The organism is uncultured Streptococcus sp., assembly GCF_905372115.1.
Classification (GTDB): domain Bacteria; phylum Bacillota; class Bacilli; order Lactobacillales; family Streptococcaceae; genus Streptococcus.
In genome coordinates this window covers 1-23,676 of sequence record NZ_CAJPNR010000033.1, presented here as the reverse complement: position 1 = coordinate 23,676, position 23,676 = coordinate 1, and the positions used below count along the sequence as shown (strand labels likewise).

Genomic DNA, 23,676 nt, shown 5'->3' with positions numbered 1-23,676 from the left:
CGTCCCACCTCCGCACAGTTGAGTAGGGCTGTAAAAGCTGATGAAATCAGCGTAGCAGAGCCCACTCAACCACTGCGTCTTGCTCGACAGTCCAAAGACAATTGAGAGGCTAGGACTTTTGTCCCAGCCTCTTTAAATATTATTTTTCAAGTGGTTTGCGCAGGTAACCAAAGATAAGACCGCTGACTACTGCACCAATCAATACGTATACCAAGTAAAGAATTGGATTGTTTGTCAAACCGATAACGAAGATTCCTCCGTGAGGAGCCATTAGCTTGATACCAGACAATCCTACAAGAGCACCTGTAAGAGCTGAACCTACGATAAAGCTTGGAATAGCACGGGCTGGGTCAGCAGCTCCAAACGGGATAGCTCCTTCTGTGATGAAAGACAGACCCATGACAATGTTTGTCAAACCTGAATCGCGTTCTTCTTCAGTGAATTTATGTTTGAACAAAAGAGTTGCAATAAATACTGCCAAAGGCGGAACCATACCAGCTGCCATAACTGCTGCCATAACAGGCGAACCACCAGTTGAAACAGTGCTTGCCAGTGTACTTGTACCAAATACGTAAGCAGCCTTATTAACCGGCCCACCCATATCGACAGCCATCATACCACCGACTAAGAGACCGAGGAGGACAGCAGAGCTTCCGCTCAGACTTGCCAAGAAATCGTTCAGGGCTGTATTGATTGCTGACATTGGAATATTGACCGCCAACATTACAAATCCAGTCACAAGAACACCCAGAAGAGGCAAGAGCAAGATTGAACGGATACCTTCAAGTGAGCGAGGCAGACCTGCAAGAAGCTTGCGAAGAATCAGGATAACACCACCGGCTAAGAATCCTCCTACCAAAGCACCAAGGAAACCAGATGATACACCAGTTAATTCAAGAGTCTTCTGACCGCCTTCAGCATAGGCAACACCACCAAATGATGCACCGCTGCTTGCAATGGCACCAGCTACGAAACCAGAAACCAGACCTGGCTTTTCAGCGATTGAGTAAGCGATATAACCAGCTAATACCGGCAACATGAAACCAAATGCTGCTCCACCAATTGCTTTAAACTGCGCTGCAATCTCATGATAACTTCCCAGATTAGAAAGCTGATCTTTTGGTACACCTAAGATCTGATCCAGCAAGAATGCAATGGCAATCATAATCCCGCCACCAATAACGAATGGCAACATTTGGGAAACACCACTCATCAAGTGCTTGTAGAAAGCGCCGCCCAGACTAAGTTTCTCATTACTTGATTCTGCAGAACCGCTGCCGTTAGCAGCCTTGTAAATCTCAGCATTTCCTGAAAGAGCCAGATTAATCAGTTCTTCAGTCTTACGAATACCATCCGCAACTGGACGATTGATCAACGGTTTGCCGTCAAAGCGATTCATTTCAACCGCTTTATCTGCTGCAATGATAACAGCCTTGGCATTTCTGATATCTTCTGTTGTCAGCTTATTTCCGACACCGCTGGCACCATTGGTTTCAACCTTGATGCCGACACCCATTTCAGCTGCGACCTTCTGCAAAGCCTCTTGAGCCATGTAGGTATGCGCAATTCCTGTCGTACATGCTGTTACAGCCACTAGGAAGTCTCCGCCTTCATTGGCAGGTTCGACGACAGCAGGTTCTTCTGCTTTTTCTGAAGCTTGGTCAAAGAGCTCAATCACCTGATCAGGTGAAGTCACTTGGCGCAATTTATCCGCAAAACCATCCTTCATCAGGTATTGAGACAATTCAGCCAAGGCAGCTAGATGGGTATCATTAGCGCCTTCAGGAGCTGCAATCATGAAGAAGAGATCAGTTGGCTGGCCATCCAAACTTTCATAATCTACGCCTTTATTTGACTTGGCAAAGAGTACAGTCGCTTCTTTCACTGCAGTATTTTTGCTGTGAGGCATAGCAATCCCGTCACCCAAGCCTGTAGAAGTCAAGGCTTCACGAGCCAAAATCCCTTCTTTGAAAGTCTCAAAGTCTGTCACATAGCCATGTTCCACTAGGCTTTGAATCATTTCTTCGATAACGGCTTTTTTCTCTGTTGCCTGCAAGTCCAGCAACATCACATCTTTTCTTAATAAGTCTTGAATTTTCATATTTTTTCTACCTCTACTTTTTCATAGATTTCTTCTATGTAACCAGCTGTCGCCAAATCATCTGAGAAGGTGGTTGCCGTTCCGCAGGCCACTCCCCATTTAAAGGCTTGAATAACATCGCCAGACCGGACAAACTCTCCGGTAAATCCAGCCACCATAGAGTCGCCAGCACCAACAGAATTTTTCACATTGCCCTTGATAGGTTTAGCGAAGTAGGCACCCTCTTGAGTTACCAGCAAGGCACCGTCGCCAGCCATGGAAATAATCACATGCTGGGCACCCTTGTCTAAGATTTGACGGGCATAACTCTCAATCTGATCCAAGCTTTCAAGCTTGACTCCGAAAATATCACCTAGTTCGTGGTTGTTAGGTTTGACTAAGAGCGGCTCAAACTCTAATGAATCAAGCAACGTCTGGCCTTCAAAGTCACAGACGACTTGTGCTCCTGTCTTTCTGGTTAAGCCAATCAGCTCCTTGTAGACAACATTTCCTAGATTTTTAGGACTGCTGCCTGCGAAGACTACTGTATCTTCTGAAGTCAGAGAAGAAAGGAACTTCTCAAGTTCTTCTAGTTTATAACTGGAAATGTTAGGACCTGGTCCATTAATCTCTGTCTCAGCATCTGCTTTAATCTTGACATTGATACGAGTATCCTGCTCAACTTCTACAAAATGGCTGGAAATCCCTTCCTCTTCTAGAGTATCTGTGATGAACTTGCCAGTAAAACCACCGATAAAACCAGTCGCTGTATTCTCAATACCTAGACGTTTGAGAACTCTGCTAACATTGATTCCCTTTCCTCCAGCGAATTTGTCGTCACTGTCCATCCGATTGACGCTTCCTATAAGGACCTTGTCCAGACGGACAATATAGTCGATGGAAGGGTTTAGTGTGACAGTATAAATCATACCTCAATCACCTCCGTTTTTTCTTTCAGCGCTTGAATCACTTCCGATTCATTTTGAATAGTAATAATGCTTGCTTTGGCAAGAGGAGCAACCTTGACAAAAGACGTCTGTCCTAGTTTAGAAAGATCAGCCAAGACATAAGTCTTCTTAGCGTTCTCCAAAATCGCTCTTTTGACAGCTCCTTCTTCCATATCTGGAGTGGTAAAAAAGCCATCGTCAATGCCATTCATTCCAATAAAGGCCTTATCGAAATTCAACTGACCGATTTGATTCAGAGCCACACCGCCAATGCTGGCATCCGTTGAGCGCTTGACCTTTCCGCCGATAATGACCGTCGGGATATTGCGCTCTACCAACTTTGTCGCATGGTGAATGGAGTTGGTGACGACTGTCACTCTAGGGTCATGCAACTCATTGACTAAAAGCTCATTGGTTGTCCCCGCATCAATAAAAATCACATCATGCTCTTGAATCAAGCTTGCTGCCATCTTGGCAATAGCTGTCTTTTCTTGAATGCTTTTGATAGATTTTTCCTGATTACTCTCCTCTTCCTGTAGAAAATGAAGGCTTTCGGCTCCTCCATGAACTCGTCGCAGCTTGTGCTCGCATTCCAATTCATCCAAATCTCTTCTGACAGTTGATTCTGAAGTGTTTAAAGCATGTACTAGATAGTCTAAAGAAACAAATTTTTCTCTTATGACTGTCTCTAGAATAACCTGTTTTCTTTCCGACTTCAGCATAAAGCACCTCCTTTGGAATCGTTTACGATTATTATTATACCTCTTTATTTTTCAATGTCAAGCACTTTCTATCAAAAACTTTCATTTTCTATCTTTTTATCGAACAAAAAAGAGCTGGACTATATCCAACTCCTTTCATATCGTTGCATAACTGCCAAATAAAAGGCAATTAGCTATTATTGATCAATGATACAAGATAGGCTGCCATGACAGGCAGAAACGTTCCAAGAAAAGTAAACACAACCAGAACCCAGAACCAGACTGATTTAAAAGCCTGTCGGTAGGTCTCTGGGAGCGAACGATTTGTGTCAATGTATTCCTTAAATTTTGGCCATTTCAAGATTAAGAGCAAAAGAAATACTGTACTGCCAGCGATTAATAGGCCGTAAAAAACGATGTTAACAATAGGCTCTGGAGCTTTTTTTGAAAGAAAAGCTATACCTTCTGCTATGACAAAGTTATTGAGAGCATGAAAAATGATAGACCAGATAATCGAATACTCAAAAGCGATATAGCCAAAACCTAAACCAATCAAACTAGCAAAATAAAACTGATAAAGATTTTCATGAAAGAGACCAAACAAAATCGCAGTCAGAAGAATGGCAAAAATCTTTCCATGCTTCTCTAACGCTCTTAATCCAGCACCTCTGAAAATAATTTCCTCCGTAACCGGAGCCATCAAGGATGAATAAATCAACATGGTCAGTGTTTCAGAACCGCCGCCTCCTGATTCCATACTAGAAAGATCTAGATTGAAGAGTTGCAAGATAGCCTGCATGATCTGATTGACAACAGCTGTAAACAGTTGGGCGAATAAAAGGAAGCAAATCATATAAAAGAAAACTTTAGGAGTCATCTTCCGCCCCTTGCGACGAAGGTCGTATTTAAAGAGCTGCTTACCCCGAGACACAGTGAAAGTAAGAACACCGAGACAGGAAGCTAGAATATAGGCTCCACCGTCCTTTTCCATGAATTTGGTGACAATGTCTTGCGTTTTTTGAATATCCATACCTTGCCCAGGTAAGACGATAAAAAAAGCCACTAATACGTAAAAGAAAACTGCGCCAAGCATGACCCACAAATAAGTAAAGCAAGTCGCTGAAAATCGTCCTAGATCTTTTTTAGGATTTAAAGGTTCAGGTATATAATACATAAAATCTCCTATATTAAATTTGCTCTTTACCCTTTCTGCATAGGAAATACAAGGTCAAAAAGATTCCCTCATAAAGCAAAGCAAAGAGAATAAAGGCGTGCATGAAAAATTCTTCGGGTAGAATCCAAATGACTGGATCCTTGGCCGGGTCAAACATCCAAGTATTGTCTCCGGCAAAGAGAACTTGATGAAAGAGTGTGAAAAAACTGTTAAAGCCAATCAGAAAGGCCAGTCCAGCAAAGACAAGTGGCAAGATACTCATCACTAGAAAAGCCCGTCTGTAGAGGCCTAAAAATCCCTTTTTGACCACTTTTTTGACAAAGAAGATCAAAGCCGGCAAAGTAACTAGAAAAATAGCTTGCGCCAAGTGAAAAAGATACTTGACCGCCTGAAAATGATGCAGCCCAGCTGAAGACGAGCGAAAATCCGGCATTGCCAGCTTCTGACTAAAAGGATTGGTCAGATAATTCATCAAAATATTAAAATTATACTGGATGGTCTCAGCTTTCAAATACACCTTATCCAGTAAGTTGAAATAAGAAATCTCCATCGGGTATAAGAGCCAAGCCAGATAAATGGTTAACAAAATAGCTGTTGCCAGCAAGCACAAGACGCTGGCTGAAAATCTCAACTTATCACGCATCGAAGTCCCACTCCGCTAGACTGGACAAGACATGTGTCGGTTGGATCGGCAGATTAGGCACCTCTTCTGGCAGGGTAAATCCTGTCGTGACTAAGAGGGTCGGAATCCCATTATCAATTCCTGCTCGAATATCTGTCAGATAGTTATCACCTACCATGACCACTTCTTCACGCGCCAGTCCTAGATGCTCTATCGCTTTTTCCATGATAATAGCATTAGGCTTGCCGATAAAGGTCGGCTGAACACGAGTGGCTGCTTCCAAGAGGGCGTTGATAGCACCCGCTCCCGGCTGCAGACCGCGCTCCGTCGGAATATTGAGATCAGGATTGGTCCCGATAAAGTGAGCACCCTTTTGAATAGCCAGAGTCGCTATTGTCAGCTTCTCATAATCCACTTCCCAGTCCAGCCCCACTACCACATAGTCAGGATTTTCTGTGTCTTCTATATATCCAGCTTCTTCAATGGCATGTTTAAGCCCGACATCACCAATAACGTAAGCTTTCTTGCCCAGATTTTTCTCCTGCATATAGTCAATAGTAGCTAAGGTTGCTGTGTAAATTGTCTCAAGCGGCGTCTCAATATTGAAATTTGCAGCCAGCATGGTCTGCACTGCTTCTGGCGTGCGTGTGGTATTATTGGTCACGAAAAGATAGGGAATCTTGCGCTTCTGCAGCTCATGTACAAAAGTTTCACCAGCCGGAATCCTGCTCTTCCCCTTATAAATCGTCCCGTCTAAATCAATCAAATATCCTTTATAAGTCATTTCTGCTCTTCCTCATTCTCATGTTTAAACTCTTGCCAGGTAACCAAAGCTTGGGCATTGACTTCGCCGTCACTGGAAATCTGGTGATTGCTCTGCAGACCTTCTAGGTCGTAGCTAGAAGCAATCATGCCACCTGGTCGAACTTCCTTGACATACTTTAGATGGACCTTCTTAGGAATATGCTTCGTAAGGAAGTCTGCCCCCATAACCTCGAAAATCCAGTCCAAATACTTGCTATTATTGACATGTCCGTTCATATCCAAGTCGTAAAAGCGCACATGGTAGTCCTTGCTGACAGGATTCTCCAAAGCTGGATACTTAGGACCGCGCAGTAATTTCTTGGAAAAGTCAGACTGGTATGGCGCTACAATCTCCGGATCAACGGCACGAACCTTGCGGCTATCCCGGTCCATGAGAACAAAGGTCGCCATCATCTTGATAATGGCTTCGCCTGCTTCATCAAAGATTGTGAAGCGCCGGTAGCAAAAGAGCCGATTGTAGGTCAAAGCTTCTGTTTCAATGGTAATTTCCTCTGCAAAGCGTGGCAGACGTGTCACATCAATATCATAGTCCGTGATAATCCAGACCAGATTATACTGCTCCAGCATATCCTTGTCACTGACGCCAAGCTCGATTGACTGCATCCCCGATACCTGCAAGGACAGCAGGATAACATCTGGCAGCTTGATATGGCCATTCATATCTGCCATATCAAAAGGAATTTTCATTTTCATTTGATAAGTTAAGCCCATGATTTACTCCAATATAAATTTCTCAGCAACCGTATCGCCCAAAAAGAGGCCTTGTTTGGTCATGCGCACGATATCTCTGTCCGGGACTAGCAAGCCTTGCTCAGTCAGTTCAGACACAACAGCTCCGTACTGGTCTTCAAAGGAAAGACCGAATTTTTCCTCAAAACGTTTTTTAGACACGCCTGATTTCTTGCGCAGTCCTAGAAACATCTCTTCTTCCATCTTTTCTTTCAGCGTCAGCACTTCTTCCTGCACACGGGCATTGCCCGCTTCCACCGCCTGCAGATAATGGCGAATCGGCCCGTGGTTTTTATAGCGAACACCATCGACATAGCCAGACGCTCCCGCTCCAATACCATAATACTCCGCATTGTCCCAGTACATGAGATTGTGACGGCTCTCAAAGCCTGGCTTGGAAAAGTTAGAAATCTCGTAATGCTCGAAGCCGGCCTTTTCCAGCTCAGCTATAATATAGTCAAACATCTCCGCTTCCAAATCTTCTTTAGGCAGAGGCAGCTTCCCTCGCCGCATCCGATTCATAAATACTGTGTGATTTTCCAAAATCAAGCTATACAAACTCATGTGAGGAATGTCCAAAGCAATGGCCTTGGCTACATTGGTTTTCACATCTTCCATGGTCTGCTTGGGCAGGGCGTAAATCAGATCAATCGAAATATTGTCAAATCCCGCTTTTTTGAGATTGGCAATATTCTCATAGATGTCCTTTTCCGAGTGACTGCGGCCAATCTGCTTGAGCATGCGGTCATTGAAGGTCTGTACTCCCAGCGAAACCCGATTGACGGGCGAGTCTTTAAGTACAGCAATCTTCTCCTGGTCCAAGTCCCCAGGATTGGCTTCAATGGTCAGCTCTTCAAGATAAGATAAATCTAGCTTACCAGTCAGCTTTTCCAGTAAAAAGGCCAACTGAGGCGCCGATAGAGCCGTCGGAGTTCCGCCACCGATATAGAGGGTACGGAGCTTTTGGATATCGTAAGAATGATACTCCTCAATCAAATGCTCTAGATAACTATCTACCGGCTGATTTTTGATAAAAACCTTGGAAAAATCGCAGTAATAACAAATCTGAGTACAAAAAGGAATGTGCACATAAGCAGAAGTTGGTTTGGTTTGCATAGTACTTATTATACCACAGTTTTAGAATGAGGACTTATTTGATAATCAAACAAAGAAAAAAAAGAGTGAGCCTGTAAAGACAAAAATTGTCCTCGCAAGCCACACCCTTTCCTATAATCTAAAAAATTGAAGATCTAAATCAATTCTTCCCCAACTCTTGCGTCCTCTTGTAGGCAGCTTGAACGGCATCCATGACTGTTCCCCGAAAGGCATTTTCTTCCAGACTGGCTACCCCGGCGATAGTTGAACCAGACGGACTGCAGACCTGATCTTTGAGTTGAGCCGGATGTTGCCCACTGACCTGACTTAGCTTGGCAGTGCCTAAAAGGGTTTGATTGGCCAGTTCAAGCGATATATCGCGACTGAGTCCTGCTCGAACACCAGCATCCGCTAAAGCCTCTATAAAGAGATAGACGAAGGCTGGTCCACAGCCAGCAAGAGCAGTCGCTGCATCCAATTGCTTCTCCTCTAGTTTGACTAAAAGGCCAGCCGAAGACAGAAGCTCCTGTAACAAATCTTCATCCACTTGATTCGCCTGCTGAGATAAGCTATAGCTAATAACACCCTCACCTACAGCTACCGGTGTATTAGGCATGATCCGAATCCAACGATGGTGGCTAGATGTCAATTTTTCTAATATCTCCAAGGGCAGGCCAGCAGCCATAGAAACCAGTAAAAGAGACTCCCGTTTCTCTAGAACTTCCTGATATTCAGACAGCAAGTCAGCAAATTGAGCCGGTTTGATTCCCAGAAAAATCACTTCTGCCTGAGAAAAAACTTCTGCATTACTGACCGGCTGCCCACCATCTTCCGCAGCAATCTTTTCAGCCTTGTCACGACTGCGATTAGCCAGAAGTAATTCGCTTCTAAATCTTTCATCTTGGGCAACTAGACGGGCTAAACTGCCGCCCATATTTCCCAGACCGATAAATCCAATTTTCATCATTATTTCCTCACTTGACCAGTTCCTTGGATGACGTATTTATAGCTGGTCAACTCTTTCAGTCCCATAGGACCTCTGGCATGCAGTTTTTGAGTAGAAATCCCCATTTCGCAGCCAAGACCAAATTGACCGCCATCTGTAAAGCGGGTTGAGGCATTGACATAAACTGCTGCGCTATCCACCTGCTCTGTAAAGTAAGCTGCCGCTGCAGCGTTCTCCGTCACAATGGCATCCGAGTGATGGGTGCTGTGAGTTTCAATATGCTCCACCGCTTCTTCTAGCGAAGAAACCAGCTTGACCGCTAAGATATAGTCCAAAAATTCGGTTTCAAAATCTTCCGATTTAGCTTGCGAGCCCGAGATATACTGACCTGCATTCTCATCCAAACGTAATTCAACAGGGTTTTCTTGCGCAGCATCACGATCTGTTACCAGCATCTTCTGCAAACGTGGTAAAAATGCAGCTGCAATCTCTTGATGAACTAGTAGAACTTCCATGGCATTGCAGACAGAAGGGCGACTGGTCTTGGCATTCTCAATAATCGCCAAAGCCTTGTCTTGATCAGCATCCTTATCTACATAGACATGGACAATTCCAGTACCTGTCTCGATAACAGGCACAGTCGCATTTTCCACGACCGCCTGAATCAGTCCAGCACCTCCGCGAGGAATGAGCAAATCCAGATATCCCTTGGCCTTCATCATGGCCTGGGCGGAAGCTCGACTGGTATCAGAAACCAACTGGATACAATCCGGTGAAATCTTTGTCTGACCCAAACCTTCTTTCAAAGCTGTGACAATAGCTAGCGCTGTCTGATAAGCATCCTTACCACTTCTGAGAACGACTGCGCTACCGCTCTTTAGAGCCAGAGCTGCTGCGTCAGAGGTGACGTTAGGCCGGCTTTCGTAGATAATCCCAATCACGCCCATAGCCACCCGCTTTTTACTGATGAAAAGGCCGTTATCAAGCTCGGTCATATCCAAGACTTGCCCTACAGGATCCTCCAAGTCAATCAACTGGCGAATGCCCTCTGCCATAGCAGCAATCCGCTCCTCATCCAGATAGAGGCGGTCCAGCATCACATCTGAAATCCTACCTTTAGCTGCGGTTATATCCAATTCATTGGCCTCTAAAATGTCAGCACGAGAAAACCAGAGTTGACTTGCCATTTCTTCCAAAGCATGGTTTTTCTCAGCCGTTGTGGCCGTATTGATCGTCTTCTTGACTTTCTGAACCTTTTTAAAAATCGCTTGTGTTGAGGTCATCGCTTCTCCTTTCCTCGTCTTCTAAAATTCAGCAAATAAATCATTTAACTCCGGTGTCAAAGAGATCCAATCATCCCGATGAATCACAACACCCTTAGGTTTATTTGACTTGAGCATATCTTTAAGAGCAGCCTTGCCAAAACGCACGCGCCCTTTACCAAGAATAGCTCCGCTGCCTTCCTCGTAAACGGTCACCGTATCCTGATAGGCAAAGTTCCCCGATACAGATACAAGTCCGGATACCAACAAACTTTTTCCATTATTTCTGAGAGCGTCGGCTGCTCCTTGATCTACATAGATTTCACCTTGACTTTTAGCATAGAAAGCCAGCCATTGCTTCTGCGTTTTTAGACCTTTTTCCTGGGCTAAAAAGAGGCTGCCATCCTTGGTTTCCTCAGCAGCTTCCAGCAGAGCATCAGTCTTGAGCGAGGAGCAGATATAGACCGGCACACCTGACATGGTCGCAAGCGTTGCTGCCTTAATCTTTGTCAACATGCCGCCAGTTCCATTACTCGTTCCTGCACCGCCTGCCATATCAATCAGCTCAGAGCTAATCTTCTCAATCTTTTCAAGCCGGCGGGCATCTGGATTGGTAGACGGATTGGCCGTGTAGAGTCCGTCTACATCAGTCAGAAGCACCAAGAGGTCTGCCTGAACCATAGCCGCTACCTGCGCACTCAGTGTATCATTATCCCCGACTTTGAGCTCCTCAATAGCCACCGTATCATTTTCATTGATGATGGGAATAGCTCCACGATTCAGCAAGACAGACAAGGCTTGATGGGCATTCTTATAACGCCGCTTATCTGCAAAATCATCCTGGGTCAAAAGAATCTGAGCAGAAATGATTTGCTTCAAAAGAAGATTGGTTGTATATTCCTCCAAAAGCAAACCCTGTCCAACCGCAGCTGAGGCTTGTTTATCAGCCACCTTGGTCGGTCGCTTTTTAAAGCCTAGAGAAGAAAAACCTGCCGCAATGGCTCCTGATGAGACCAAAATCAACTCATGTCCCACCTCGTGCAAGAGGGCTAACTGCCGTGTAATTTCCTTTACCTTGGCGCGTGACAGACTGCCATCTGCGTTTGTCAATGACGAAGTTCCCACCTTAAATACGATTCGCTTTGCTTTCATTTCCTTTTCCTTCACTGCTAGATTGTCTTATTATACCACGATTTACGTAAAATAAAAATGACCGCGATTGAAGCGGTCAGAGGAAAATTTGTATTTTAACAATGAGCAAACCTACCTATTCTTGTCGCAATTTTTCTAAGGTTTCTTGGAAAATGGCTGGCACTTCAGCTGTAAATTCCAGCACTCCACCAGTTCGAGGATGGGTGAAGCCCAGTGTTCGTGCGTGCAGAAATTGGCCATGTCCTTTTAAAGTCTTACGCGGTCCGTAGACCTTATCTCCAGCTACAGGATGTCCAATGTAGGCCATGTGAACGCGGATTTGATGAGTTCGGCCTGTTTCCAGTTGAAGCTCGACAAAGGTATAGTCACCAAAGCGCTCCAAGACTTGGAAACGCGTCAGAGCAGGCTTGCCTTTGGCCGTCACGGCCTGCTTCTTGCGGTCTTTTTCACTACGGCCAATCGGTGCTTCAATCACTCCACGGTCATTAGGCAGCTTTCCATGAACAATAGCCCAATACTTGCGTAGGGATTTCTTATCCTTAAGTTCATCAGCCAGAGCCACATGGGCTTGGTCATTTTTAGCAATCATGAGAAGCCCTGAAGTGTCCTTGTCAATTCGATGAACAATGCCCGGGCGGAGGACACCGTTGATGCCAGACAGATCCTTAATATGGTACATAAGGGCGTTGACTAGCGTACCGCTTGTATGGCCTGCAGAAGGATGGACGACCATTCCCTGCGGTTTATTGACAACTGCCACATCCTCATCTTGGTAGACGATTTCTAGCGGAATATCCTCAGGCACATACTCAACCACTTCCGGCTCAGGTAGCTCATAGGAGATGACATCGCCTTCTTTGACAGCGTATTTGGCTTTTTTGGCTTGTCCATTGACCAAAATCCGGCCGTCCTTAATCTGCTCATTGGCCAAACTACGGGATAGGTCTGTCAGCTCAGCAACCGCCTTGTCCAATCGCTGACCAGCTACTGAAGCCTCAATTCTTACTTCCATCTTTTTCTTCCTTCAAAATCATCAGCAGTAAAATAGCTACACCAAAGGTCAGATACATATCCGCTACATTGAAAATAGCAAAATTAATAAAATCTAACTGAAACATGTCCACAACAAAACCTTGACGTATTCGGTCAATGAAGTTCCCTAAACCGCCAGCAATCACTAAGGTCAGTCCACCCAGCATCCACTTTGAGGCATGGAGATGCTTGATGAGGTAGTAAACAGCTCCGCCAATGACCAAAAATGTCACCAAAGTAAAGAGCCACTGCTGATTTTCCAACATGGAGAAGGCTGCGCCGGTATTCTGGAGATAGGTCAGACTCACCAGATGCGGAATGAAATTCTTGACCTCCCCCAGCTTAAAATCTCTGACAATATATAACTTAACCAGCTGGTCCAAAGCAATAAGAACCAAGACTGCAAAAGGAATAATAATTTTTCTTTTCATACTTTATTTTTTCTGTGCAAAATACTCTTTCATAACTGATACAAAGTCTTCTCCGACCTGAGTCAACTCCACATCTTCTCGCTTGACATAGACCATGTGGTTGTCCAAGTTGTCACGAAGCTTGATGACAGTAATGCCATTCACACTGTTGCTGTCCAAAAAGCCAGATCCAGTCGCATAAGCATCCGTACGCTCCAAAATCCCATTCAAAGTCGCGCGGTCCGTCACATTAAACATCTGTGAGCTGGCACTGGTATCGACAAAATTCTCTGAATAATAGAGATACTCGTCCTTTTCCTGAGTGAAACGAACAGTCGGTAAAGCAGCCAAATCTTCCATGACCAACTCCTTCTTCTGAGTTAGAGGATGATCTTCCCGCAGGTAAATGTGAGTCTGAAAAGGAATGAGCTCAATTACTTCCAAGCCTAGCTTTTCCACCCGCTGCATAATACCCTTGGTATTCTGATTATTAAGGTAGATAATACCGATTTCACTGTGGCCTTGCGCTACTTCATCCAGAATCTGTACAGTTGTTGACTCAAAAATCCGGAAGTTCTTATACTCAGGATAGGTCTGAGAAAATTGTGTAATCAAAGGCGGCAGAAAGTCATAGTGCTGGCTGGCAATAGAAAACTCATCCCTCTCCTCTTCAGGATTAGCATATTGATTTTGAAAAACATCAAAACCCTTGACCAAATCTTGAGCTTTCTCGTAAAACTCCATTCCTCGGCGAGTCAGAAAAGTACCACTGCTGGTCCGACGAAAAATCTTGAATCCCAGCTCTTTTTCCAGATCACGGACAGAGATAGACAGACTAGGCTGGCTGACATACATTTTTTCCGCTGCTTCTCGAAAGGTCCCACTATTAGCAATGGCAACCACATAACGCAATTGTTGAATATTCATAACATTTTCCTTCTTTACATATCGTCTCATTATACCATAAACCAAGGCAGAACAAAAGAAACCAGCTGTAAGAAGCCGGTTTCTCCTTTTAAGTTAATGAGTAATCTTAGAAAAATTTGCTATTTTTCTTTTGGATAGATAACCTCTGTCATCTCTTTGAACCCTAGCTTTTTATAAAGTTTCAAAGCTCGGCTATTCTGCTTTTCTACGACAATCTGAAACTCCTGTCCATTTAGCTCATTCAAATCCTGCATACTTGTAAGCAAGAGATAGCTTCCTAACCCCTGACCCTGAAAATCTTGATCAACAGCCAAGCCAAAGAAATAATTGGTTCCAAAATCCGTATCAACTGATACTGAAGCCACAACCCGATGATCTTTTTTCAGGATATAGAGCAAGCTGGATGCGCTGCTGACAGCTTCTCTGGCGTATTTCAAGGCAACATCAAGCGGTGTCTCAAAGACTTGGGACTGAAAAGCAGCAATTTCCTCTGCCAAGTCCAAACTCCCCTGCAAAACCTCTATCCCTTCTCTTTCTTCCAGAGGAAAAGTTTGAGCAGGCTGCGCTAGCCAGATTTCTGCTTCATCCTCTTGGTAATCAAATCTCCTAGCAAAGTCGGGTTGAGCGTTCAAAAAGGCGAGCTCTGCTACATACTCAATCTCGGTCAAATCATACTTTTCAGCTACTTTTGCAAAAGCAGCCAGAAGCTGATTAGCCACACCCTGACGACGATACGCCGGCAGAACATAAAGAGACACCTCAGCTTGGCTAGGTTCATCCGCGTAGACTGATAAAAAGCCGATGGTTCGGCCATCCATCTCAGCCAAGAAGAAGGCGGGCATTTCAGGATCTGCATTATAATTATTATCCAGATAGGGCAGTCGATAGCCTCCGTCTGCCTTATTACACTCTTGAACTAATTCAAACAATGCCTGCTTTTCTTTCTCAGGCAATGCACTATAAATTCTTATTTGCATCCGTCTCACTTCCTTCCAGTATTTCTTTCTATTTTACTACAAAAACCTTAGTCAAGTCATTCAAAAAGGGACTGGAAAAATCCAGCCCCAATGTCGCTAAGTTAATCGTTTTTATTTTTCAACGTGGTCAGCAAGTTCTTCCTGGGCTTTTTTATTTGCCGCAGTAGCTTCTTCTTTCCATTTTTTCTTAGCCGCTTCGTATTCTTTGGTCGTTACAACATCCTTCTGAAGCTGAGTCAGCTTGAAGTTGTAGCCTGAACCTTTAACACCAACTGGTGAGTAGGCCTTTGTAAATGGCACTGACTTAGTCACAGACGGTGTTGCACCTTGTGATACAGTCGGGATAATCAAGCCGCTATCTAGCAACCAAGCTTCCGCTTCTGCATACTTTTCGTAACGCAGCTGCACATCGTTGGTTTCAGCATTGGCTTCTTCCAGCATCTTGGTATAAGTATCCAAGCCAAGCTCTTTAATCTTATCATTGTCTTGACCTGGTTCAAATCCAAAGTTTTGCAAGCTTCCGCCGTTCTTGATATTGAGAGTATCAAGGTAAGTAGATGGATCTTGGTAGTCACCAGTCCAGCCACCAGTAGACATATCATAGTCTTTCTGAGCAGCAGAGTTAGCAAAATAGGTGATATTATTAAGATCGTCTGTGCTCATCTTTTGCAGGTCAATGACGACATTTTCCGCTCCAAGAGCCGATTCAATAGACTGCTTGGTTGAGCTAGCCCATTGTACACCAATCGTGCTAGACTGATCCACTGGCATATCTAAGTGAATTGGGAATTCAACCCCCTTAGCCTGCAAGGCCTGCTTCGCTTCTGCAAATTTCGCCTTAGCTTTTTCAGGATTATAGTAAGGATCTTGAGCGTCAGAGAGGTCAATTCCTTGCCATTGGCTGCCATAGTTGACTAATTTTTCCCCAACAACGGTTCCAAAATCCTTGTCGCCAATTTGAACAAAGCTAGGTGGTACTAGGGTATTTCTCAAGACCTTAGTCGCTCCGTCTTCACCATTTCCTTGCGCTCCATAAGACGTACGATCAAAGGCAAAGTTGATAGCCTGACGGAAGTCTTTGTTCATGATCGCTTCGTTGGTCGCAGACTTTTGAGCGTCTGTTGTTTTAGAAGTATGATTGTAAGACTGACGGTTGTAGTTGAAATTATAGTAATAAGAAGTAGAATCCTGCGGGCTGTATACGATATTGTCCGCGTATTTCTTCTTGACTGAAGCAAAGCCTGAGCTATTCGGATAGAGACGAGCTGTGCTGTAAACGCCATCGCTGAAGTTACGAATCAGTGCTTCCTGATCATTTCCATCATAGTAGGTCAGCTTGATACTATCCAGAGTGACATTGTCTTTGTCGTAGTAATTTGGGTTTTTGACAAATTCCATCACAGACTTGGAAGTCAGCGACTTGAGCAAGTAAGGACCATTATAGAGGATGCTAGAAGGCTTAACAGAGCCAAAATTACTTCCTTCTGCTTTCAGAAACTCTTCATTGACTGGGAAAAGAATCGTGTTGGTCGTTTTAGAGTTCCAGTAAGGCTCAGGGCGCGCCAGAGTGTATTGAAGGGTATGGTCATCAATAGCCTTGACACCGACATTGTCGAAATTCTTATCTTCACCCTTAATATAAGCATCCAAGCCCTTCACAGAATCTTGAACTAGATAAATAGCTTCAGAATTTTCATCTGCTGCATACTTCAAGCCAGTCACAAAGTCCTGGGCTTTTACTTCTGCATATTCTTCACCATCGGATGTGTACCATTTAGCATCATCACGCAGCTTGTAAGTATAGGTCAGACCATCCTTAGAAACTGTCCATGACTTGGCGATTGAGGGAATCAGGTTCCCGTACTTGTCATTTTCAAAAAGTCCATCGACCAGGTTGGAAATGACATCACCTGTCGTTGCACGGTTTGTAGCAAGATAGTTCAAGCTGTCAGGATCTGAACTATAAACGTAAGTATAATTATTTGTGCTAGATGAAGACTGGCTACAAGCCGTCAGCAATAGCCCGGCACTCAGTACAACTCCAGTCGCAATCAGCCATTTAGATGCTTTCATGGATAGAACCTCCTTTGATGTTATATTTTATAACATGAACTATTATACCAAAAAACGTATAAAAAGTAAATAGTAAACCGATGACAGTTAAGTAAAATATTTAAGGTCAGGTTCTTTTAGCAAGATCACAAAGCTTTCCGTTACCGCATTTCTGCAAATTTCTAAATAAAGAAGGAAGAATCCGCTTTTACTGCAAAGTTGTCTTGGATTCTTCCTTTTTGTTATGTTATCAAGAATAAGTAAAGCTACGAAAGTATTACTGCTGTATTCTCATTTTTTATTTCTTATAGTCTTCGGTATGATAAGCCATACAGATAGACAATTCCAAACAAGAACAAGGCACCCAGCAAGGTTAAGAACAAACTGCTGCCGTCTCCTGTTTTAGGGAGCTGGCTAGCCTGTGCAGCCTGCTGACTTAGTTGCCGACGAGAACTTACAGGTTCAACAGAACGCAAACTCAACTGCGGAGGATTTTGTTGACCTGAGACCATGTTCTGCCTAACTGCAGTAACTTGAACAAGCTCCTTGTAATATCCTTCTCCCATGCTAAATTCTCTGTCTTGACTGTCAATCAAGGTTAGGGAAAGCACTGGACTGAACTGACCTTCCACTAAGCCTTTCAAACCAATCTCAACCGGATTAGTATCGTTGGCTTTTTTAGAAATCAGAACAGTATCACCAGAGATGGTATAGTCTGGACTAGGGAGAATGCTGAAATGCTGATTATCCATCTTAAGGGCAAGACGATAGTCATTTTTCTCTAGACCATTTAATCCACTCAGGGTAACGGTAGGTGTAAAAGGCTGATCTAGCTGAGCAGATGCAGGAACATTGACTTTGATATCCTTAACTGGATCAGTATAAAAGAGACCATGCCCGATAGGATAGGCTACCTCTGTCTCAGACATGATGCCATCCTTGATACGCGGCACATTTACTGGTAGCGTTCCAACATGTTTTTGACCATTGAAAATCACTTCCACTCCAGCTGGGATATTAGGACCAAAAGCATTGTCCGGCTTCAGAGACTCAGTCGGATCCATTCCCTTGTTTCCATAAACTGCTACAATAGCCTTGGCATTAGGATAATTTGCTACATCATACGGTTTAGAAATGCTCATGACAGCTGCCTGTTTTCCAGTTGCATTTGCATAGTCTACAACTTCCGTCGGTACTCTTGTCAACCAGAAATCGCTGGCCAGTTGAGATTGCCGTCCAATCTCAGAAATCAGAACAATGTGAGTAGCCTGATCAATCTTTCCTTTCAAATCTTCCAACTTGGTTGTCTTGCTGTAGTTCAGCGCTTCGTATGTGACGCCTGCTGGAATCACTCCGTCAGCTATCAAACGCTTGACACCCAGCTCTAGTCCAGGCACTTCATCGTCATAGGCTGCTAACAGCAAAATTCTGTCGCCAGATTTGACCTTAAAGGGCAGAACAGTATCATCATTTTTAACTACGGTCACTGCACTAGCAGCGATTTTTCGTTCAGTATCTCTGTTTAGCTCTGAACCAACAGTTGCTTCAGCCTTAGCTTGAGTACGCTCAGATGGGTCAAAGTCTAAAATACCTCGTTTTTCTTTTAAGTTCAAGATGCGGGTAACAGACTCATCTAATCTGCTGACTGGAATATCACCTCTCTGAACCGCCAGCTCAATATCATTGATAATCTTATCAATCTTAGCTAAATCACTCTTGCTGCGTAAGACAGTTGGCATCAGAACTACATCCACGCCTGATTTGATTGCCATGATAGCCGCTTCAGATTCTCCAAAATTCTTGGCAATCGCATCCATGCCCATAGCATCAGATACTACCACACCCTTGTAGCCGAACTTTTTGCGAACAATGCCAGTAATAATATCATCAGACAAGGTAGCAGGAATATATATGGTTTCTCCAGTTTGCTTAGATATAATAGTGTCTTTTTCAATCTGAGGATACTGAATATGGGCTGTCATCAGCATATCAGCGTTTTTGTCAATGGCGGCCTTGAAGGGCAGCAACTCCAGCGCTTCGAGCTCCGCATAGGACTTGTCTACCAGAGGCAGACCAGTGTGAGAATCTACCGCCGTATCACCATGCCCAGGAAAATGCTTAGCCGCTACTGCGACATTGTATTTCTGAATCCCCTCCATCATAGCCGTCCCCAAACGGGCAACAACCTTAGGGTCTGAAGAGAAGGACCGTAAACCAATAACTGGATTCTGCGGATTGTTATTTGTATCAAAAACAGGAGCAAAGTTGACATTCAAACCTAGAGCCGATAGCTCCCGTCCAATAATTTGACCTGCTTGGTTAGCCAATTCTGGATCACGCGTCGCACCAACTGCCATGTTGCCAGGAAGAGCAGTCCCACTGCCCAAGCGATAGACAATACCACCTTCTTGGTCAATCGCGAGCAAGAGCGGCAATTTACCATTATTAGCTTGGTTGCTGATAGCTGCTTGCTGCAGAGCTTGCGTCAAGGCTAAGGTTTGAGCAGTTCCTTTCACATTCTCAGCAAAGAGAATGACACCACCAAAGTCGTATTTATCAACCGCTTCTGCCACTTCTTTATTAAGCTCCGTCATATCGGACTGGGTGGCTTGGCCATCTTGCTGCCATTTTCTGAAGTCTGGCATCAGCATCTGTGTAATCTTCTGACGAAGTGTCATATCCGCCACAAGCTCCTGTACTCTCTTAGAAGCCGAAGGGGTATCACTTGCTGCCTGACCCTGCGCCTGATTGGTAGCAGAGGAAACTTCTGCAGACTGAGCTGTCGCTGGTTTGGCAGGATTATCCACCGAATTTTCTGCATTGGCAGCTTGGCTTGAAGCAGCCGTTTCAGTAGCTGCAACTGCCGAAGCATCAGAGACTGTCAAGGCTTTTGCGGCAATCTGACTATCCTGACTTGGCGTGCCCCTAGCCCCTGCACCGCTATCAGAAGAGTCCGTTGCAACAGCAGCACTTATTTGTTCAGACTGGTTAGCAGATTCCGGCGGCTGATTAGCCGTATCTGCCTTTATGGCTCCCAATGGCCAAAAAACCAGTAATGACAAGGCAAGCGCCAATAGTAATTTATACCTTTTCATCATAGGCATTCTCCTTTCATCCCTATAATAATAGCATAAAAAACGATGTTTGTAAACGTTTACTTATTATCTAATGATTGTTCGTTTTTATCACCAATTAGTAATATAATCTCTATAAAAACGAAATAGTATTACAATATTATAGAAATGTTACAGAGGTATAATTTTATAGAAACAACATAACCTAACTGTTAAAAATGAGATTCTTTAATCTTATACTAACAGTTGCATAGAAAGGATTTGCTATGAGACAAAAAAAGAACACCAAAACAATGTTCAACCGACGCTACTGGCTGGGGCTTTCCCTCGCTTCTGCTGCAACTTTGGCCGCTGCTTTGATTTCCACCGGAACAGTTCGAGCAGAGAACAAGTCAATCCCTGACTGGGCTTCTAGACGTGAAGTTGGTATTTACGATCCTAGTGTACCAGACATTGAGGACGACCCTACTATCTTTGATGATCCAGGACCTATCAAGGTTCCGGAAGCACCTAAGAATGATTATCCTAGCGTTATTGATGAAGAAACTGGTGAAAGGATTAGAAATAGAATCGTTCTTTACAAGGGTAAATACTATGCACTTGATCCTAATAGATCTATATACGAAGTTCGGGATGATCCAGGAGAACAAATTCCGACGAATCTAAAAAACTCCTTCTATACTAGCCCAACAGGTAAAGTCTATTATTTTGACGAAAAAGGACGAAGGGTCATCAATCTTTACAGTGTAGACGGCAAGCAATACTTCTTTGATTCTTACGGAGAAATGGTCAAAAACAGATTTGTTAGTTACTCTGAATATACTTATTACTTTGGAGAAGATGGGACACCTTATAAAAACGGACTTTATAAGATTGGCAAGTACTATTATTACTTTACCGAGTATGGCGATCTTTTGAGGCAAGGTTCTTTCGACTACAAAGGAAAGACCTATTATACTAATTGGCATGGCGTTGTCAATATAAAAGACGAAGAAGTTACACCATAACGAAAAATACCAGAAATGAGGACGTATGTCTTCGTTTCTGGTATTTATTTTATTCAAAATCACTCAAATAGAAAATTCATTTTTTATAAGCAGATGGTTATTGTTCTTTTGATTTTCTTACACTAATATCTAGCCCCAAGCCAGCCAGAAGCAAACCAAGCCCCACAACACTATAGACTGCCTTTTCGCTACTTCCTGTTTTAGGAAGAGTCTGTTCAGATTTGGCCAAAAGTGTTGGTGCCTGAACATGGTAGACGGTAGATATAGGCATTGTAGTACGACGCTCAAGATAGAATTGATAACTATCTTTTATGATTTTATAGTAACGAGCTTCATTGACACTTTCAACAATCCATGAAGTGGTTCCTTTTGTTAGAGCATCAGCTAGGTTATTTTCGATATCAAGCACTCTGCCTTCTGTTGCAAAATTTTTGTAAATTCCCTCAATCGATTTTACCGTTGCTACGGTTCTTTCTATACCAGCAGCTTTCAAAGCCGCAAGTGTATCAGCAACCGTTGGAATTGAAGGGTCTTCTTTCATTTCAGCATCTGTTAATAAAACGACGAATTTCTTATTTTTAGATGACTTAGACCAATCATAGGTCGAAATAATCTGGTTCAAGGCAGGAGTTGGTGTTTCTGGAGTATCTCCTCCACTCGCTATACGAATCGCAGCTAACGCTTTTTCGAGCTCAGCCGGATCAGTTGTAAAATAAGATGACCCAAACCGTGTTAGAACCGTATCTTCATCTTTGCTGCCAGAATTACGGCCGTAGACTTCATCACTAAATGTTGCCAAGCCAAAACGTGCTGTAATCCCCTCTTTAGTAATATTTCGCACAAATTCATTAATATTTGCACGAACAATATCAATTGTGCCACCCATGGATCCTGAACGGTCGACAACAAATACAATATCAGCTGAACCAGCTTTTGTCACAGTTGGTGGCGTTGAGGTGTAGGTAATAGTTGTAGTCTTATCTACTCGCTCATACTGCGTATAGGGATTCCCATTTTCATCTGTGCCAGATAAAGTATTTTCAGTACGTCTAGTTATTGGCTCTGGCGCCTTATCAACCTTTGCCGGAGCCACTTCTGTCTTTGTAACATCAACAGTCGACGTTTCTACACGGACTGTTTGATTGCCTTCTTGACTTTCTTTGACATCAACAGGTGATACATTTTTTGAGACATCAATCAAATCTCCTGGTTTCGCTGTAGATTCTTCAACAACAGGTTTCGTCGTATCAGCAGCAATTTCAGTACCAGCAGCTTCAATCGGAGAGCTTACTGCTTCAGTTTTTGCTATACTGCTTGAAGGTGGTGTGCCAACCTGGTCTGCAAAAACATGCGAAGCTTGTGAAAAGGCAAATAGAAGAGTTGCTGATGCTAATCCAACTTTCAATTTATACAATGAAAAGCCTGGAAGTTTAAATGATTCTTTTTCCATAATTTCTCCTTATCTTTTTAGATTTAGAAACATGATTGCATCTATTTTATACAGAATAACATAAAAAAATAGGAAATGCAAGCGATTTCAAATATTTATTAGTCTAAAAATTAAAATTTTAGAATATTATCAGAGTTTGTATGCTAAAACTGATGAGCATCATCATGAATTATTAAATAAATGCTTTATCGTGCCGTCTCTAATAAGAAATCCCCATGCTCAATATCCGATCATGGGGATTTCTTATTAATTATTTAGCGATTGGGTAAACAGAAACTTGTTTCTTATCGCGTCCTTTGCGCTCAAAGCGTACTACGCCTTCAACTTTTGCGAACAAAGTATCATCTCCGCCGCGTCCAACGTTGACACCTGCATGGATGTGAGTGCCGCGTTGACGGTAAAGGATAGAACCGCCTGTTACGGTTTGACCGTCAGCTGCTTTAGCTCCCAGACGTTTTGCTTGTGAATCACGTCCGTTAGATGTGGAACCTCCACCTTTTTTGTGGGCGAATAGTTGCAAGTTAGCAAGATTCATTTTTAACATAATGTTTTTCCTCCGTGTTAGTTTTCTGTGATAACTCTGGTTTGGACGAACTCAGATGAGTCCTCCGATAAGTTTGCCATTCCTAGGAAAAATGATTCAAAGAAAAGCTGAGTCATTTCTCTTTGGTGTGACGGTATATCCTGAGGAATTTCAACCTTCAGATAACCGCCTTCTATTTCGTTTAATTCTAAGTTTGGTTCGTAGCCTGCGAATTTCTCAACTGAATTGACAAAATTAATGGCGAGCGTCGAAACGGACGCACACACGACATCAAAGCCGTATTCACCACTCGCGGCGTGACCTGTGATTTCTGCACGCCTCAGTTCGCCATCTTCGGCTCTTTCAAAGACTGCGTGTATCATTTAATCTCCTTAAAATTAAGCGTTGATAGCGTTGATGACAACTTTTGTATATGGTTGACGGTGACCTTGTTTACGATGGCTGCCTTTTTTAGGTTTGTACTTGTAAGTAACAACCTTTTTTTGCTTGCCTTGTTTTTCAACAGTTCCGACAACAGAAGCTCCAGCAACAAGCGGAGTTCCTACAACAGTGTTTTCACCACCAACAAGAACAACTTCGTCAAAAGTAACATCTTGACCAGCTTCAGCGTTTAACTTTTCAACGTAGATTGCTTGACCAACTTCAACTTTAACTTGTTTTCCGCCAGTTT

At 43.4% G+C, this 23,676-nt stretch carries 22 protein-coding genes; 1 reads left to right on the top strand and 21 read right to left on the bottom strand.

Annotation, left to right across the window (positions count from 1 at the left end):
- Positions 1 to 139: 139 nt before the first annotated feature.
- The 17 genes from QZ169_RS08675 to QZ169_RS08595 all read right to left on the bottom strand — a co-directional run bounded on the left by QZ169_RS08675 (position 140) and on the right by QZ169_RS08595 (position 20,035).
- Positions 140 to 2,101, bottom strand: a complete 1,962-nt coding sequence (locus tag QZ169_RS08675) for a fructose-specific PTS transporter subunit EIIC (protein WP_295506406.1) — start codon at positions 2,099 to 2,101, stop codon at positions 140 to 142.
- Positions 2,098 to 3,009, bottom strand: coding sequence for a 1-phosphofructokinase (gene pfkB / locus QZ169_RS08670; protein WP_295506404.1), 912 nt, complete (start codon positions 3,007 to 3,009; stop codon positions 2,098 to 2,100). The genes QZ169_RS08675 and pfkB overlap by 4 nt, the downstream gene beginning before the upstream one ends.
- Entirely contained in the window at positions 3,006 to 3,749 is a 744-nt protein-coding gene (locus QZ169_RS08665; protein WP_125401615.1) for a DeoR/GlpR family DNA-binding transcription regulator, read from the bottom strand. Before QZ169_RS08665 ends, pfkB begins: the two co-directional genes overlap by 4 nt.
- Before the next feature lie 169 nt (positions 3,750 to 3,918).
- Positions 3,919 to 4,902, bottom strand: coding sequence for a CPBP family intramembrane glutamic endopeptidase (locus QZ169_RS08660; RefSeq protein ID WP_295506401.1), 984 nt, complete (start codon positions 4,900 to 4,902; stop codon positions 3,919 to 3,921).
- A 13-nt stretch (positions 4,903 to 4,915) separates the two neighbouring features.
- The gene (locus tag QZ169_RS08655; RefSeq protein ID WP_295506399.1) at positions 4,916 to 5,545 is read right to left on the bottom strand and encodes a TIGR01906 family membrane protein; all 630 of its coding nucleotides are present in this window, start codon (positions 5,543 to 5,545) and stop codon (positions 4,916 to 4,918) included.
- Entirely contained in the window at positions 5,538 to 6,308 is a 771-nt protein-coding gene (locus QZ169_RS08650; RefSeq protein WP_295506397.1) for a TIGR01457 family HAD-type hydrolase, read from the bottom strand. The genes QZ169_RS08655 and QZ169_RS08650 overlap by 8 nt, the downstream gene beginning before the upstream one ends.
- On the bottom strand, positions 6,305 to 7,060 hold the full coding sequence (locus tag QZ169_RS08645; protein WP_295506395.1) for an acyl-[acyl-carrier-protein] thioesterase: 756 nt from the start codon (positions 7,058 to 7,060) through the stop codon (positions 6,305 to 6,307). Before QZ169_RS08645 ends, QZ169_RS08650 begins: the two co-directional genes overlap by 4 nt.
- Positions 7,061 to 7,063: 3 nt before the next feature.
- Positions 7,064 to 8,194, bottom strand: coding sequence for a radical SAM family heme chaperone HemW (hemW, locus tag QZ169_RS08640; protein ID WP_295506393.1), 1,131 nt, complete (start codon positions 8,192 to 8,194; stop codon positions 7,064 to 7,066).
- Between the two features lie 139 nt (positions 8,195 to 8,333).
- Positions 8,334 to 9,137: a pyrroline-5-carboxylate reductase gene (proC, locus tag QZ169_RS08635; RefSeq protein ID WP_295506408.1), complete on the bottom strand. Its 804-nt coding sequence runs from the start codon at positions 9,135 to 9,137 to the stop codon at positions 8,334 to 8,336.
- A gap of 2 nt (positions 9,138 to 9,139) precedes the next feature.
- Positions 9,140 to 10,402, bottom strand: coding sequence for a glutamate-5-semialdehyde dehydrogenase (locus QZ169_RS08630; protein WP_295506391.1), 1,263 nt, complete (start codon positions 10,400 to 10,402; stop codon positions 9,140 to 9,142).
- Positions 10,403 to 10,423: 21 nt separating this feature from the next.
- Complete coding sequence (proB, locus tag QZ169_RS08625; protein ID WP_295506389.1) at positions 10,424 to 11,533, bottom strand: glutamate 5-kinase; 1,110 nt, start codon at positions 11,531 to 11,533, stop codon at positions 10,424 to 10,426.
- 115 nt (positions 11,534 to 11,648) lie between these two features.
- Positions 11,649 to 12,545 carry an RluA family pseudouridine synthase gene (locus tag QZ169_RS08620; RefSeq protein ID WP_295506387.1) on the bottom strand — a complete coding sequence of 299 codons (897 nt, stop codon included), beginning with the start codon at positions 12,543 to 12,545 and terminating at the stop codon, positions 11,649 to 11,651.
- Positions 12,529 to 12,996, bottom strand: a complete 468-nt coding sequence (gene lspA, locus QZ169_RS08615) for a signal peptidase II (RefSeq protein ID WP_295506385.1) — start codon at positions 12,994 to 12,996, stop codon at positions 12,529 to 12,531. The genes QZ169_RS08620 and lspA overlap by 17 nt, the downstream gene beginning before the upstream one ends.
- A gap of 3 nt (positions 12,997 to 12,999) precedes the next feature.
- A complete protein-coding gene (locus QZ169_RS08610) occupies positions 13,000 to 13,902 on the bottom strand; it encodes a LysR family transcriptional regulator (protein WP_032908183.1) in 903 nt (300 codons plus the stop codon).
- A 119-nt stretch (positions 13,903 to 14,021) separates the two neighbouring features.
- Positions 14,022 to 14,879, bottom strand: coding sequence for a GNAT family N-acetyltransferase (locus tag QZ169_RS08605; RefSeq protein ID WP_295506382.1), 858 nt, complete (start codon positions 14,877 to 14,879; stop codon positions 14,022 to 14,024).
- A 111-nt stretch (positions 14,880 to 14,990) separates the two neighbouring features.
- Positions 14,991 to 16,952 carry a peptide ABC transporter substrate-binding protein gene (locus tag QZ169_RS08600; protein WP_295506380.1) on the bottom strand — a complete coding sequence of 654 codons (1,962 nt, stop codon included), beginning with the start codon at positions 16,950 to 16,952 and terminating at the stop codon, positions 14,991 to 14,993.
- A 284-nt stretch (positions 16,953 to 17,236) separates the two neighbouring features.
- A complete protein-coding gene (locus QZ169_RS08595) occupies positions 17,237 to 20,035 on the bottom strand; it encodes a glycoside hydrolase family 3 N-terminal domain-containing protein (protein WP_295506378.1) in 2,799 nt (932 codons plus the stop codon).
- A 236-nt stretch (positions 20,036 to 20,271) separates the two neighbouring features.
- Between QZ169_RS08595 and QZ169_RS08590 the strand changes: the two genes are divergently transcribed.
- Positions 20,272 to 21,012: a hypothetical protein gene (locus tag QZ169_RS08590; RefSeq protein WP_295506376.1), complete on the top strand. Its 741-nt coding sequence runs from the start codon at positions 20,272 to 20,274 to the stop codon at positions 21,010 to 21,012.
- A 97-nt stretch (positions 21,013 to 21,109) separates the two neighbouring features.
- On the opposite strand, the gene QZ169_RS08585 is transcribed toward QZ169_RS08590, so the two are convergent.
- From QZ169_RS08585 to rplU, 4 genes are all read right to left on the bottom strand, one after another.
- Positions 21,110 to 22,462, bottom strand: coding sequence for a vWA domain-containing protein (locus QZ169_RS08585; protein ID WP_295506373.1), 1,353 nt, complete (start codon positions 22,460 to 22,462; stop codon positions 21,110 to 21,112).
- A gap of 250 nt (positions 22,463 to 22,712) precedes the next feature.
- A complete protein-coding gene (gene rpmA / locus QZ169_RS08580) occupies positions 22,713 to 23,006 on the bottom strand; it encodes a 50S ribosomal protein L27 (protein ID WP_002895619.1) in 294 nt (97 codons plus the stop codon).
- Positions 23,007 to 23,023: 17 nt separating this feature from the next.
- Positions 23,024 to 23,368: a ribosomal-processing cysteine protease Prp gene (locus tag QZ169_RS08575; RefSeq protein WP_227963388.1), complete on the bottom strand. Its 345-nt coding sequence runs from the start codon at positions 23,366 to 23,368 to the stop codon at positions 23,024 to 23,026.
- Positions 23,369 to 23,383: 15 nt separating this feature from the next.
- Positions 23,384 to 23,676, bottom strand: a 293-nt coding sequence (gene rplU, locus QZ169_RS08570) for a 50S ribosomal protein L21 (RefSeq protein WP_295506370.1), incomplete at its 5' end; no start/stop codon positions are given.

Coding starts and splice junctions, on each gene's coding strand:
- hemW (WP_295506393.1), bottom strand. CDS start 8,194: ATGCAAACCAAACCAACTTCTGCTTATGTGCACATTCCTTTTTGTACT.
- QZ169_RS08620 (WP_295506387.1), bottom strand. CDS start 12,545: ATGGAAGTAAGAATTGAGGCTTCAGTAGCTGGTCAGCGATTGGACAAG.
- proC (WP_295506408.1), bottom strand. CDS start 9,137: ATGAAAATTGGATTTATCGGTCTGGGAAATATGGGCGGCAGTTTAGCC.
- QZ169_RS08600 (WP_295506380.1), bottom strand. CDS start 16,952: ATGAAAGCATCTAAATGGCTGATTGCGACTGGAGTTGTACTGAGTGCC.
- lspA (WP_295506385.1), bottom strand. CDS start 12,996: ATGAAAAGAAAAATTATTATTCCTTTTGCAGTCTTGGTTCTTATTGCT.
- QZ169_RS08575 (WP_227963388.1), bottom strand. CDS start 23,368: ATGATACACGCAGTCTTTGAAAGAGCCGAAGATGGCGAACTGAGGCGT.
- QZ169_RS08645 (WP_295506395.1), bottom strand. CDS start 7,060: ATGGGCTTAACTTATCAAATGAAAATGAAAATTCCTTTTGATATGGCA.
- proB (WP_295506389.1), bottom strand. CDS start 11,533: ATGAAAGCAAAGCGAATCGTATTTAAGGTGGGAACTTCGTCATTGACA.
- QZ169_RS08675 (WP_295506406.1), bottom strand. CDS start 2,101: ATGAAAATTCAAGACTTATTAAGAAAAGATGTGATGTTGCTGGACTTG.
- QZ169_RS08655 (WP_295506399.1), bottom strand. CDS start 5,545: ATGCGTGATAAGTTGAGATTTTCAGCCAGCGTCTTGTGCTTGCTGGCA.
- QZ169_RS08630 (WP_295506391.1), bottom strand. CDS start 10,402: ATGACCTCAACACAAGCGATTTTTAAAAAGGTTCAGAAAGTCAAGAAG.
- QZ169_RS08605 (WP_295506382.1), bottom strand. CDS start 14,879: ATGCAAATAAGAATTTATAGTGCATTGCCTGAGAAAGAAAAGCAGGCA.
- QZ169_RS08585 (WP_295506373.1), bottom strand. CDS start 22,462: ATGGAAAAAGAATCATTTAAACTTCCAGGCTTTTCATTGTATAAATTG.
- pfkB (WP_295506404.1), bottom strand. CDS start 3,009: ATGATTTATACTGTCACACTAAACCCTTCCATCGACTATATTGTCCGT.
- rpmA (WP_002895619.1), bottom strand. CDS start 23,006: ATGTTAAAAATGAATCTTGCTAACTTGCAACTATTCGCCCACAAAAAA.
- QZ169_RS08665 (WP_125401615.1), bottom strand. CDS start 3,749: ATGCTGAAGTCGGAAAGAAAACAGGTTATTCTAGAGACAGTCATAAGA.
- QZ169_RS08660 (WP_295506401.1), bottom strand. CDS start 4,902: ATGTATTATATACCTGAACCTTTAAATCCTAAAAAAGATCTAGGACGA.
- QZ169_RS08590 (WP_295506376.1), top strand. CDS start 20,272: ATGAGACAAAAAAAGAACACCAAAACAATGTTCAACCGACGCTACTGG.
- QZ169_RS08595 (WP_295506378.1), bottom strand. CDS start 20,035: ATGCCTATGATGAAAAGGTATAAATTACTATTGGCGCTTGCCTTGTCA.
- QZ169_RS08650 (WP_295506397.1), bottom strand. CDS start 6,308: ATGACTTATAAAGGATATTTGATTGATTTAGACGGGACGATTTATAAG.
- QZ169_RS08610 (WP_032908183.1), bottom strand. CDS start 13,902: ATGAATATTCAACAATTGCGTTATGTGGTTGCCATTGCTAATAGTGGG.